General features: G+C 55.1%; 10 protein-coding genes and 3 tRNA genes. 3 read left to right on the top strand and 10 right to left on the bottom strand.

Annotation, left to right across the window (positions count from 1 at the left end):
• Nucleotides 1–110: 110 nt before the first annotated feature.
• A complete protein-coding gene (locus VGE55_RS07170) occupies nt 111–1,811 on the top strand; it encodes an NAD(P)H-hydrate dehydratase (protein WP_331131025.1) in 1,701 nt (566 codons plus the stop codon).
• Here the strand turns inward: VGE55_RS07170 and VGE55_RS07165 are convergent.
• A complete protein-coding gene (locus tag VGE55_RS07165) occupies nt 1,788–2,459 on the bottom strand; it encodes an ABC transporter ATP-binding protein (protein ID WP_331131024.1) in 672 nt (223 codons plus the stop codon). The two genes, VGE55_RS07170 and VGE55_RS07165, sit on opposite strands and share 24 nt — an antisense overlap.
• Between VGE55_RS07165 and VGE55_RS07160 the strand changes: the two genes are divergently transcribed.
• A complete protein-coding gene (locus tag VGE55_RS07160; protein WP_331131023.1) occupies nt 2,458–3,141 on the top strand; it encodes an arylesterase in 684 nt (227 codons plus the stop codon). The two genes, VGE55_RS07165 and VGE55_RS07160, sit on opposite strands and share 2 nt — an antisense overlap.
• Here the strand turns inward: VGE55_RS07160 and VGE55_RS07155 are convergent.
• The 9 genes from VGE55_RS07155 to VGE55_RS07115 form a co-directional block, all read right to left on the bottom strand.
• Nucleotides 3,138–5,045, bottom strand: coding sequence for a SurA N-terminal domain-containing protein (locus VGE55_RS07155; protein ID WP_331131636.1), 1,908 nt, complete (start codon nt 5,043–5,045; stop codon nt 3,138–3,140). The genes VGE55_RS07160 and VGE55_RS07155 overlap by 4 nt on opposite strands.
• A 176-nt stretch (nt 5,046–5,221) precedes the next feature.
• Nucleotides 5,222–5,298, bottom strand: a tRNA-Asp gene (locus tag VGE55_RS07150).
• Nucleotides 5,299–5,335: 37 nt separating this feature from the next.
• Nucleotides 5,336–5,411, bottom strand: a tRNA-Val gene (locus VGE55_RS07145).
• A gap of 125 nt (nt 5,412–5,536) precedes the next feature.
• Nucleotides 5,537–5,809, bottom strand: coding sequence for an HU family DNA-binding protein (locus tag VGE55_RS07140; RefSeq protein WP_105029303.1), 273 nt, complete (start codon nt 5,807–5,809; stop codon nt 5,537–5,539).
• 220 nt (nt 5,810–6,029) lie between these two features.
• Nucleotides 6,030–8,438, bottom strand: a complete 2,409-nt coding sequence (gene lon / locus VGE55_RS07135) for an endopeptidase La (RefSeq protein ID WP_414674976.1) — start codon at nt 8,436–8,438, stop codon at nt 6,030–6,032.
• Nucleotides 8,439–8,603: 165 nt separating this feature from the next.
• Nucleotides 8,604–9,878 (bottom strand): ATP-dependent Clp protease ATP-binding subunit ClpX, encoded by a 1,275-nt coding sequence (gene clpX / locus VGE55_RS07130; protein WP_331131022.1) that lies wholly within the window; start codon nt 9,876–9,878, stop codon nt 8,604–8,606.
• Between the two features lie 45 nt (nt 9,879–9,923).
• Nucleotides 9,924–10,574: an ATP-dependent Clp endopeptidase proteolytic subunit ClpP gene (gene clpP, locus VGE55_RS07125; protein ID WP_331131021.1), complete on the bottom strand. Its 651-nt coding sequence runs from the start codon at nt 10,572–10,574 to the stop codon at nt 9,924–9,926.
• A gap of 23 nt (nt 10,575–10,597) precedes the next feature.
• Nucleotides 10,598–11,902, bottom strand: a complete 1,305-nt coding sequence (gene tig, locus VGE55_RS07120; RefSeq protein ID WP_331131020.1) for a trigger factor — start codon at nt 11,900–11,902, stop codon at nt 10,598–10,600.
• A 180-nt stretch (nt 11,903–12,082) separates the two neighbouring features.
• A tRNA-Leu gene (locus VGE55_RS07115) sits at nt 12,083–12,167 on the bottom strand.
• 134 nt (nt 12,168–12,301) lie between these two features.
• Here VGE55_RS07115 and VGE55_RS07110 point away from each other — a divergent pair.
• Complete coding sequence (locus VGE55_RS07110) at nt 12,302–13,171, top strand: squalene/phytoene synthase family protein (RefSeq protein ID WP_331131019.1); 870 nt, start codon at nt 12,302–12,304, stop codon at nt 13,169–13,171.
• Nucleotide 13,172 lies beyond the last annotated feature (1 nt).

Below are 13,172 nucleotides of genomic sequence, written 5' to 3'. Positions count from 1 at the left end.
GTTGAGGTAATCTTGAATTATACCGGAAGCACCCCGCACCGATGAGGCATCGGCCCTCGCATGGGGTGCAGCAAAGCCCCAAAGCCCACGATTAGAGCGCAACTCAAACCATGCAGCCACCCCAGCACCGAAGCCTGAGCAATTTGGCGGAAAACCTGACCCAAGCCGCCTGGCAGGCTGCCCACTTGCAGGACTGGCCAACCTTGTCGGTTCAGCAAGTTCGAGAGGTGGAGCAAGCCGCTTTCCAAGCTGTGCCCTCCTACACCCTGATGCAAGCGGCCGGGCAACGATCTGCACTCAAAATTCTGGACCTGATTCGCCACCTCGACCACCCGTGCCCTCAAATCGTGGTGTTGGCCGGGCCGGGCAACAATGGTGGGGATGCCTGCGTGGTGGCCAGCACCTTGGCAGAACAAGGCTTGACGGTCGAATTGTGGCAATTCAAAGGCAACAACCAGCGCTCTACAGACCGTCAGCAAGCCGAAGCTGCCTGTGCACATCCACATGTGCGCCATGCTCACTGGGGCAAGGCTGAACTGTGCTTAAAGCCCGGCGCACTGGTGGTGGATGGTTTGTTGGGCATCGCAGGTCAAGGAGCGCCCAAAGGCCATATCGCCGAGGTGGTTGCATCCATCAACGCACAGCGGGCAGCGCTGGGATCGACAGGCCGCATTCATGTGGTCGCACTGGACTGCCCCAGCGGCTTGGACTGCGACTCGGGCCAGGCAACCGGGCGCGTGTTACAGGCTGATTTGACCCTCACCTACATTGCCGCCAAAACCGGCCTGTTCATGAGCGATGGCAAGGACGTGTGCGGTGACATCTGGCTGGACACGCTGCACTGCGATGCTCTGGTTCAAGCGCTGGTCGAAAAGCCCACACGGAACCCCACCGCACGCCTGTTGGGCCGCAACAGTCAATTGCAGCGTTTGCCTCAACGCAAGCATGCCCACCACAAAGGCAGTTTTGGCAGCGTGGGGGTGTTGGGCGGACAGCACGGCATGGTGGGTGCTGCTGTGTTGACAGCCCGCAGCGCGCTCTTGATGGGGGCTGGCCGCGTGGCGATCAGCTTGTTGGCTGAGCATGGGCATTGTTCACCCGATGTTCAGTTGCCAGGCCACGCGCCCTTTCTGGACCCACACTTTCCGGAACTGATGAACAAACCCCTGGACACCAACTTGGGCTTTGCCCAAGTGCTGGCAGTCGGGCCGGGCTTGGGGACCAGTCCAGAGGCTCAAGCGTGGATGGATACGTTGTTTGAATCGGGTCAGCACCATGCGCACGACTGGGTGCTGGATGCAGACGCCTTGAACCTGCTGGCCGAACATGCCCACCTGAAAACACAATGGCTGGCATTGCGTAAAGCGCAGCCGGACTGCCGAGCTGTGATGACCCCACACCCGCTGGAAGCGGCCAGGCTACTCAACAGCACCGTGGAGGCGGTCCAAAGCAACCGGATAGATGCCGCTTGCCAGTTGGCGCAACAGTATGACTGCGTGGTGGTATTGAAAGGTGCTGGCACGGTGGTGGCCTACACGACTTCAGCGACCACATCGGTTGAAATCAATGGCACGGGTGGACCCGCACTGGGCACCGCCGGCAGTGGTGATGTTCTCACCGGTGCAGTGGCCGCTTTGTTGGGTCAAGGTTTGTCAGCGATGGATGCGGCTGCCTGCGCAGTGTGGTTGCATGGCTTGTCAGTCAGCCCATTACCCGGCGAAAGTGAGGCTCACGTCGTGAGCCACGCCAGCGCCATTGCCCAGCGCATGGCCCGTCACTACAACCACCTATTGCAACAAAGCGCCCGCTGACAACACCAATTGCCGGTCACAATGGGCGGCCAGCTTTTCATCGTGCGTCACCAAAACCAGGGTGGTGCCCTGCTCTTTGCGCAATTCAAACATCAAGTCGATCACCCGCTGACCGGTGGCAAAATCCAGGCTGCCCGTGGGTTCATCTGCAAACACAATGGACGGTTTGCGCACAAAGGCGCGGGCCAGAGCGACCCGCTGTTGCTCACCTCCCGACAAGGTTTTGGGGGTGTGTTTTAGCCGGTTGCCCAAGCCCACCCGCTGCAGCATGGCCACGGCAGCCTCTTCGGGGTTGGGCATGCGCACCAATTGCGTGGACAGCATGACGTTTTCCAGTGCACTCAAATGGTCAAGCAACTGAAACGACTGAAACACAAAACCCACATGCCGGGCGCGCAGCACAGCGCGCTTTTCTTCGGACAACTGGGTCAAATCCTGTCCCATCAAGTGAACCGAGCCGGACGATGGCGTGTCCAACCCGGCAAGCATGCCCAGCAGGGTTGACTTTCCAGAACCGGAGGCACCGGTGATGGCGAGCGCTTCACCTTGCTGTACAGTGAAGCTGATGGCGTCGAGTATGCGAAGTTCGTCATCGCCATCCTGCACGCATTGCGCCAAATTGTTCACTTCAAGGATTGCTGTTGTCATGGTTTTGCTGCAAAAGTTTGTGTCCACAAAACAGGTGTTGTGGGTTTCACTGTTCACCCTGTCCCTGGGTGGCTGGCCAGCCGCGAAGGCCTATGCGGCCAACGGAAACAATCAGGCCGGCGGTCAAGCTTGCCACATTCTGGTGGTGGGCGACAGCCTCAGCGCTGCGTATGGCTTGCCGGTTGAACAAGGCTGGGTCGCTTTGATGGAGCGGCGCTTAAAAGAAAAGTTCCCTCGGTGCACATTGACCAATGCGTCCATTTCGGGCGAAACCACTGCAGGCGGAAAAACCCGGTTGCCGGCATTGCTCAAGCAACACAAGCCAACGCAGGTGGTTTTGGAGTTGGGTGCCAATGACGGTCTGCGCGGCTTGCCCATCGAGACGATGAAAAACAATTTGTCCAGCATGATCGACATGGCTCGGAATGCACAAGCCAAAACCGTGTTGGTGGGCATGCAAATACCGCCCAACTACGGACCAGCATACAGCCGCCGTTTTGGAGAGGCATTCACAGAATTGGCCAAGCAGCACAGGGTTCCACTGGTGCCATTTCTGCTGAACGGCTTTGCGCAAAACCCGGACGCCTTCCAAGCCGATGGCATTCACCCCAACGCTGCGCAACAGCCCCGCATGCTGGACAACGTGTGGGCAGCGCTGGAAGGAACAATCAAAACGCGTTAGAAGGTCTTTTTGATGTCCACATGGATGCGCTTCTTGATCGCATCCCGTGAAGCCAACACCAAGGCTTCCTGGTAGGACTGGTTGGTGAGGTTGTCGTAGTAAGCCACAATTTGCGGGTCAGCCTTGGCCTTCACCTCAGCCGATGGTGCCACAGACTCGACCCAAGCCACTGCAAAACCATTGGGACCAAGACCAACCACCTTGGCCATAGGCAAGCCTGCCAAGGGTGTGTTCAACACGGATTGCATCACACCCGAAGGCACACCCTGCGCACCCAAGGCAGACACAGTCTTTTTATCGCTGAAGCCGGTAAGCTCTGCCGCACCATCAGCCGGCTTGGCAGCATTCAATTTGGCCGCCAACGCGTCTGCATCGGTCAAGCCCAGCTTCTTGGCTTCCTCAATTTTCAACTGGCCTTCGATTTGTGTTTTCACCTCAGCCAGTGGTTTGGGCGTTGCCGGGGTGTATTGCGTAATGTGAGCAGACACCAGCAAATCACCCACCTGAATGGCCTTGGTGTTGTTTTTGTTCTTGATGGAATCGTCCGAGAAAATTTCGGCCAACACTTTGGGGTCTTTCAGCACAGCAGGCGCATCAGCCGGCGCAGGCTGCCCCAGGCGTGCGAAGGTTTGCGTCTTCAAGCCCAAGGCCTTTTCCACATTGTCGAAAGACTGGCCGCCTTCATACACCAACTCAGAAAAACGACCTTGCGCGTCTGCAATCTGTGCTGTGGCCTTTTGGTTTTTAATTTCATCGGTAATCGTCGCTTTCACCTCATCCAGTGTTTTCACCTGACCACCCCGAATGTCGGTCACCTCAATGATGTGATAACCGAATTCGGATTTCACCAGCCCACTGATCTCACCTTTTTTCTGGGCAAAGGCAGCGGCTTCAAAGGCGGGCACCATGGCGCCCTTGCCGAAGAAACCGAGATCACCACCCTGCGCTGCAGAGCCCGGGTCGGTTGAATACTTTTTGGCCAATTCGCCAAACTGGGCTGGGTTGGCCTTCACTTCTGCCAGCACTTTCTCAGCCTGGGTTTTCAAATCGGCCTCGCTGCTGCCCTCTTTTTTGGCGGGCAACAAAATATGGCGAACCTTGCGCTCTTCTGGTGTTGAAAAACGCGCCTTGTTTTGCTCGTAGTATTGCGCCACATCCGCATCACTCACTTGAATCTTGGACTTGATGTTTTCGGGTGACAAAACAATGTAGGCCACATCGGCTTTTTGCGGTACGGTGAATTGTGCTTTGTTGGCTTCGTAGAAGGCGGTGATCTGGTCTTCCGTCAGTTTCACTTTGTCCAGATAAGGACCCAAGTCGATGTTCTTCAAGCGAATGACGCGACCGGCCAACTGGACGTCATCCAATTGCGCAGCAATTGCCTTCGGGAAGAACACCGAGCGCAACACAGGGTCGAGCACCTGGTTGCGGGCCAGGTTAAAACGCACATTGGCCTCGTGCTGCACCGGGCTCAAGCCACGAGCCGCGAGTTGGGCTTTGTACAGCTCCAAATCAAACTTGCCGTCTTTTTGAAACAAGGGCGTGTTCTTGATTTCGGTTTGCAATGCTGCATCGCTGGCCGTCAGGTATTGCTTGTTCACCGACTGTTCGAGCATGTACTGCATCACCAATGCATCCAACAACTGCCGATTGATGTCGGGAGAATCAAAAACCTTGGGATCGAAATTGGGGCCTGATTGGGCGCGCGCTTCTTCGATGCGCTGACGCTTCACAGCGTCAAACTCTTCAGGAGAGATCGCATGGTCGCCCACCTTTGCATAGGCGTTGGCGTCACCGCTCACGGAGCGATAGCCCTCCAGACCAAACAAGACAAATGCTGGCGTGATGAACAGCAGCAGAATGAATTGCATGAGTTTTTGATGATTGCGAATGAAATCAAACATGGTGGAGAGGCACAGTGGGTTTGAACAACAGGACGCCACATCATAACCGAACACAAGCGTGGAAAGCATTCGAGAGGCTGCGAAGGTGTTGCGAATGCGCGCAGCAAATTGGCAAAGGCCGGATGAGAAAACAAAAAACCCCAGACGCTTTCGCGTTCTGGGGTTTCTCTTACTGCTGGCGGAGTGGACGGGGCTCGAACCCGCGACCCCCGGCGTGACAGGCCGGTATTCTGACCAACTGAACTACCACTCCAGAGTTGGTTGCCGCTTTCGCGACGCTGACTGCAATTTGGTGGGTGCTGAGAGGCTCGAACTCCCGACCTAAACCTTGTAAGGGTTCCGCTCTACCAACTGAGCTAAGCACCCGACTCGATACAAAAACTCAAATCACTTTTTGTTTTTGTCGCTGTCGTTTTGCGAATCAGCCAAGACCGCAATTATATACAGAACATAATTCGTCTTGCAATACCTGCTGCACAAAAACTTCTAAATTAATTCACTGCGTCTTTCAGTGCTTTACCAGGACGGAACTTGGGCACTTTGGCGGCCTTGATCTTGATGGTTGCGCCGGTGCGTGGGTTGCGACCACTGCGAGCGGCGCGCTTGCCAACTGCGAAGGTACCGAAACCAACCAATGTCACTGAACCGCCCTTTTTCAAGGTGGTTTTCACTGCAGCAATCATGGCATCCAGAGCGCGGCCGGCAGCAGCTTTGGAGATTTCTGCAGATTCAGCGATTTGGTCGATCAGTTCAGTTTTGTTCATATTAAAAAGCCCCCTCATGGTGACAAAAAAACGGTGCCAAAAAACTTGGCACCACGATTTGCTTCTAGCGCTTTATTTAGACACGGCTGAAAGCCTTGTGTCAACAGGTTTTGCGGGGTGTTTGTCGTCTTTTATCAAGGCCTGGCAAGGCTTTCAAGGCGACAAGAAAAACGCCCCTGCAATTTTGTTGCAGAGGCGTTGGACAAGAAGCGTTGTCGAATCAGTGCTTTAGGCTGGTTTTCACAGCAGGGTCTTCAGATTTTGCTGCGATCACCTCAGGCGTGTCCGGAAGCGGCTCTGGCAGGGCTTCCAAGGCATTTTGCAACACTTGGTCTATCCATTTCACCGGAATAATTTCCAGACTGTTCTTCACATTGTCTGGAATCTCTGCCAAATCCTTCACGTTTTCTTCTGGAATCAGCACCGTTTTAATTCCACCCCGGTGCGCAGCAAGCAGCTTCTCTTTCAATCCACCGATGGCCAACACCTCACCGCGCAAAGTGATTTCTCCGGTCATGGCCACGGTCGACTTCACTGGAATGCTGGTGAGTGTCGACACCAGCGCAGTGGTCATCGCAATACCGGCTGATGGACCATCCTTGGGCGTTGCACCCTCTGGAACGTGCACGTGAATGTCCTGCTTCTCAAATGCATCGTCCTTGATGCCCAAGCGCTTGGCGCGCGCGCGCACCACAGAGCGGGCTGCTTCAACGGATTCCTTCATCACGTCGCCCAAAGAACCTGTGCGGATGATGTTGCCTTTGCCCGGCATGGCCACCGTTTCAATGGTCAGCAAATCGCCACCCACTTCGGTCCAGGCCAAGCCAGTCACCTGACCCACCTGGTTTTCCTTTTCGGCCATGCCATAACTGAAGCGGCGCACACCCAAGAACTTGTCCAGGTTTTTGGGTGTGACCTGAACTTTTTTCTCGTTCTTGCCCAACACCATTTGACGCACCACTTTGCGACAAATCTTGGACACTTCACGCTCCAATCCACGCACACCCGCCTCGCGTGTGTAGTAGCGGATCATGTCGCGAATCGCGGCTTCCGACAGGCTCAATTCTTCGGATTTCACGCCGTTGTTCTTCATCTGTTTGGGCAGCAAATATTTCTGCGTGATGCTGACTTTTTCATCCTCGGTGTAGCCCGAAAGGCGAATCACTTCCATGCGGTCCAGCAAGGCGTGCGGAATGTTCAGCGAGTTGGCGGTTGCGACAAACATCACATCCGACAAGTCGTATTCCACTTCCACATAGTGGTCTACAAATGTGCTGTTCTGCTCGGGGTCCAACACCTCCAACAGGGCCGATGCGGGGTCACCCCGGAAGTCCATGCCCATCTTGTCGATTTCGTCGAGCAGGAATAGCGGGTTGCGCACACCAACCTTGGTGATGCTGCTCAGCACTTTGCCCGGCATGGAGCCAATGTAGGTTTTGCGGTGACCGCGAATTTCTGCTTCATCACGCACGCCACCCAAGGCCATGCGCACAAACTTGCGGTTGGTTGCTTTGGCCACCGACTGACCCAGCGATGTTTTACCCACACCGGGAGGGCCCACCAAACACAAAATGGGCGCCTTCAACTTGTCCACACGCTGCTGCACGGCGAGGTATTCCACAATGCGCTCTTTCACTTTCTCAAGACCATAGTGGTCTTCATCCAGCACGCGTTCGGCATTGCCCAGGTCGTTGTTGATCTTGGTCTTCTTCTTCCAAGGCAAGTTGACCAAGGTGTCGATGTAATTGCGAATTACTGTGGCTTCAGCCGACATGGGCGACATCAGTTTCAGCTTTTTCAATTCAGCCTCAGCCTTCTTCAAGGCCTCCTTGGGCATCTTGGCTTGCTTGATGCGCTTCTCAAGTTCTTCCATGTCAGCGCCGTCTTCGCCCTCGCCCAGCTCTTTCTGGATGGCTTTGACCTGCTCGTTCAGGTAGTACTCGCGCTGGCTTTTTTCCATCTGGCGTTTCACACGCCCACGAATACGCTTTTCAACCTGAAGAATGTCGATCTCGGTTTCCAGTTGCGACAACAGGGCTTCCAGCCTTTGGGCCACGCTGAAGGTTTCCAGAATGGTTTGCTTTTGCTCCAGCTTCAGGGGCAAGTGGCTGACGATGGTGTCGGCCAAGCGACCCACATCATCAATGCTGGCCAGCGAAGTCAGAATTTCCGGTGGAATTTTTTTGTTCAGTTTGACGTAGGAGTCAAACTGCGCCATCACCGCCCGCTTCATGGCTTCGGTTTCCGGGCTCTGTGACGGATCGGGCAGTAGGGGCATCGCCTCTGCTGAAAAATGGCTGCCTTCGTCGCTGACTTTCAGCAAACGGGCACGCTGAACGCCCTCGACCAGCACTTTGACTGTGCCGTCGGGCAGCTTCAGCATTTGCAATACATTGGCCACGCAGCCAATGTTGTACATGTCTTTCTCGCTGGGTTCATCTTTGGTGGCCGACTTCTGGGCCACCAGCAGGATGCTCTTGCCTGTTTCCATGGCAATTTCCAGCGCCTTGATGGACTTTGGACGTCCAACAAACAGGGGAATGACCATGTGGGGAAAGACAACCACATCTCGCAGCGGCAGCAGCGAGAGTTCAATCGGTTGTTCAGGAAGCACGTTGGTTGCTGACATGTTGATCACCTATTGAATGCATGCCCCATACAGTGGGGTCGAAACGCGCTTATTCAAGCCTTTTTGAACATCGTGTTAAAACAATACCACCGAAAAGAAAAAGCCCAACTCCAGAGTTGGGCTTTTTTTGTCATTTTGCGCAGGCTTTTGAATCAGCCAACTGCATCAGGACTTGTCCTTGCTGCCAGCCACTTTCGGTTGGTCTTCGTAAATCAGCAAGGGCTGGCCTTCGCCTTTGATGGTGGGTTCATCCACCACCACCTTTTTCACATGACCTTCATTGGGCAGGTCGTACATAACGCCCAACAACGCCTGCTCCAGAATGGTTCGAAGACCACGGGCGCCTGTTTTGCGCTGAATGGCTTTTTTGGCAATGGCGCTGAGTGCAGACGGACGAATTTCCAGTTCAGCACCGTCCATTTCCAGCAGCTTTTCAAACTGCTTGACCAGGGCGTTTTTGGGCTTGGTCAGGATTTCGATGAGTGCCGCTTCGTCCAGTTCGTCGAGCGTCGCGATCACGGGCAAGCGGCCCACCAGTTCAGGGATGATACCGAACTTGATCAGGTCTTCAGGCTCGACTTCAGCCAACACAGTGCCGACGTTCTCTTCGTTCTTGCTCTTGACCTCGGCACCAAAACCAATGCCGGAGCGCTCGGATCGGTTGCGAATCACCTTGTCCAGGCCTTCAAAGGCACCACCCACAATGAACAACACATTGGTGGTGTCGATTTGGACAAAATCCTGATTGGGATGCTTGCGCCCGCCCTGCGGAGGAACAGAGGCCACCGTGCCTTCGATCAATTTCAACAATGCTTGCTGAACGCCCTCGCCCGACACGTCGCGGGTAATGGACGGGTTGTCAGACTTGCGGGAAATTTTGTCGATTTCGTCGATGTAAACAATGCCACGCTGAGCTTTCTCGACTTCATAGTTGCAGTTCTGCAGCAACTTCTGAATGATGTTCTCAACATCTTCACCCACGTAACCGGCTTCTGTCAGGGTGGTGGCATCGGCAATCACGAACGGCACATTCAACAGGCGGGCCAGCGTTTGGGCCAACAGGGTTTTGCCAGAGCCTGTGGGGCCGACCAGCAAAATGTTGGACTTGGACAACTCGATGTCGTCCTTCTTGCCACCCATGTGACGAAGGCGCTTGTAGTGGTTGTAAACCGCCACAGACAACACGCGCTTGGCTTTGTCCTGGCCGATCACGTACTGGTCCAGAATGGCGCGGATTTCGCGCGGTGTGGGCAATTTGTCGCCACCGCCATTGGCCGTGGCCTCGGCAGCCTCGTCGCGAATGATGTCGTTGCACAGCTCGATGCATTCATCACAGATGAACACCGATGGACCGGCGATGAGTTTCTTCACCTCGTGCTGGCTTTTGCCGCAGAAGGAGCAATACAACAGCTTTTCGCTGGAGCCTTTTTTTTCTGACATCGTCAATCCCTTGGGCCCCGAGGGGCCACCTGCATACGTTCTGGATTACTTCGTGCCTTCTGCGGGCGCTACTCGGTGTTTCAGCACGTCGTCGATGAGGCCATAGTTTTTGGCATCATCAGCACCCATGAAATTGTCACGGTCCGTGTCACGCGCAATTTGCTCAATCGGCTTGCCGGTGTTGTCGGCCAAAATGCCGTTCAACTTTTCACGCAGGTACAGAATTTCCTTGGCGTGAATTTCAATGTCGGAAGCCTGCCCCTGAACACCACCCAGCGGCTGGTGAATCATGATGCGGCTGTTGGGCAACGAAAAGCGCTTGCCTTTGGTACCTGAGGACAACAGGAATGCACCCATGGATGCGGCCAAGCCTGTGCACAGGGTAGAAACATCGGGCTTGATGAATTGCATGGTGTCGTAAATGGCCATGCCAGCCGACACAGAACCACCGGGGCTGTTGATGTACAGCGCGATGTCTTTGTCGGGGTTTTCAGATTCCAGGAACAGCATCTGGGCCACGATCACGTTGGCCATTTGGTCGTTGATTGGGCCAACCAAAAAGATGACCCGCTCTTTCAACAAACGGGAATAGATGTCATAGGCCCGCTCGCCCCGACCACTTTGTTCAATCACCATGGGAACGTACATGTTCCCTTGGGGTTCCATACTGCTGAAGTTATTGAAATTTCCGGTCATAGAGCGAGGGTCCCACTTCATCGTTATTTATTTCCCATCAGTTCGTCAAAAGACAGTTTCTTCTCAACCACTTTGGTTTTTGCCAAGGTGTATTCAACCACATTGTCTTCCAGAATAACGGCTTCTACATCCGCCAAACGGGCGCGGTCCTGAAAATACCACTGCATGACTTCGGCAGGGTTTTCATAGCTTTGCGCCTGTTCTTCAATGTAAGCACGAACCTGCTCGGGCTTGGCCTGCAGGCTGTTGTTCTTGACCAAGTCTGACACGATCAGGCCCAGACGAACGCGGCGCTCGGCTTGTGCAGCAAAAATATCTTCGGGCAGCTGGATGTTTTCAACGTCTTTCATGCCGCGGGCGCGCAGGTCTTCGCGGGCACGCTGCGCCAATTCAGCAGTTTCAGACTGAATCAGTGCTTTGGGCACATCGAACTCGGCAACCTTCAGCAGCGCATTCATGACGGCTTCTTTGGTTTGCGCCTTGGTGCGGTTGTTCACTTCACGGGACAGATTGACGCGCACGTCTTCACGCAACTTGTCGATGCTGCCGTCGGCAATGCCCATCGCCTTGGCAAATTCTTCGTTCAGCTCGGGCAATTGCGCGCCTTCCACCGATTTGATGGTGATGTCGAATTCGGCGGTTTTTCCAGCCACGTCCTTGCCGTGGTAATCCTCGGGGAAGCTCAGCGGGAACGTTTTGGTTTCGCCTGCTTTCAAGCCTTTGGCTGCAGCTTCAAACTCGGGCAGCATTTGGCCCTTGCCCACCACGAAGGAGAAGTCTTCGGCTGTGCCACCTGCAAAGGCCACGCCGTCAATTTTGCCAACGAAGTCCAGGGTCACCTTGTCTTCGTCTTGCGCAGCACGATCCACAGCCACAAAGGTTGCGCGCTGTTTGCGCAGAATGTCCAGGGTTTTGTCCACTTCAGCGTCGGACACTTCAACCGTGGTTTTCTCTACTTCCAGCGCTGCGAAGTCGCCAAACTTCACCTCGGGAAACACTTCAAAAATGGCGTTGAATTCCAACGCTTCTTCGGCAGCACCTTCAGCGGCCTCGATGCGGGGCGTACCAGCCACGCGGAGGTCCTGCTTTTGGACTTCTTCGTTGAACGTGCGGCCAATTTCGTCGTTCAGCACTTCAGAATGCACCTGTGGGCCATAAGTCTGGATAACCATTTTCATGGGCACCTTACCGGGGCGGAAGCCTGGCATGCGAGCTGTGCGCGCCACTTTCTGAAGGCGCTTTTCAACTTCAGCATTGATCTTTTCAACTGAAAGCTTCAGAGAAATGGTTTTCTCGAGTGGGCTTGCAGTGGTGGTGGTTTCTGTCATTTGGAACTCTTGAGCTTGAATAACCCGGACAAACCAGGTGGGTTGATCGACGAATGGACACGCCACAGCCGTGGAGCGAGGCCTCTACAATAGCCGTTATCTTACACAACTTGAGGGGGAGTTTGACCCGGGCGGGCACCGATTTGACCGGGATTTCGGCCCAGGAAAGGCCATTCAGAATGGTGCGGATGAAAGGACTCGAACCTTCACGTGTTGCCACGCCAGAACCTAAATCTGGTGCGTCTACCAATTTCGCCACATCCGCAGCACGGGCCGAAGTATAGCCCTTTTTAAGCCCGATGCCCATCGTCCACCCGCAATCCATGGGGAGGCTCCCCCAAATGCCCTACAATTCAGCGTTGTCCTCAATGGCCCGCGTTCGGGCCCCGTGTTGTTGCCATGTCGACCCTGCTTGAAACCCCGCTGGCCTATTGCCGGGAAAAAATCTGCCCGGAATTGTCCAGCCTGCATTACGCCACCGTGTTCCAGCCTGTGGAGCTGAAGGCCTACTGGTTGGGGCTGTTTACGTTGAACCACGAACTGCGCCAGGCCTGCCTGAAACAGCTGGAAGCCGGCTTGACCCAGGTGAAACTGGGCTGGTGGCGCAATGCCCTGGCCAATGCGGGGCAAGAAACCAACCTGCACCCGGTGATTCAGGCCATTTCCCGGGATGTGGTGGCTGGCGTGGATGCAGACAACTGGCCAGTGCTCATCAACCAAGTGGCAGCTGCCTGTGAACCCAGCCGGTTTGAAAACCAAGCCGCGTGGGACCACAGCACCCGCGCAACGATTTCGCCATGGCTACCACTCATCGCTCAGAAATTTGCACAAGAGGCCGCACAACAAGCAGACCTGAAAAACCCGGCTGCTTACCAAGCCTTGTTGGACTTCTGGATGGCATCCACCCAACTGTGCCAGCTGCTGCGGCTTGCAAAGTACTTGGACGAGCAATTTCAGCCCATACCGATCGACTCGCTCCGCCAACATGGTGTGACCGCTGAACAGATTCGCTCGCGGCAACACAGCAACGCCACACACGCCCTGTTCACACAGGTGGCCCAAAGCCGGATGACTGTGGCTGACGCAGCCTGGAAGCAAATGCCCGCCGACCTGCGCCTGTTTTGCCGCCCCTTGCGGGCGCTCTACCGCATGAAGGTGCGGGAATTCCGCCTGCACGGGCCTCAACCCGCCTTGCTGACCGAGCAAAAGGCCTTGACGCCCTTGCGAAAGTTTTCCATCAGTTGGACAACCCAGGTGTTGCGGGCCTGAA

Source organism: Limnobacter sp. (genome assembly GCF_036405155.1).
Lineage (GTDB): Bacteria > Pseudomonadota > Gammaproteobacteria > Burkholderiales > Burkholderiaceae_B > Limnobacter.
Note: the sequence above shows the minus strand (reverse complement) of the source record. Positions and strands in the feature narration are given on the sequence as shown.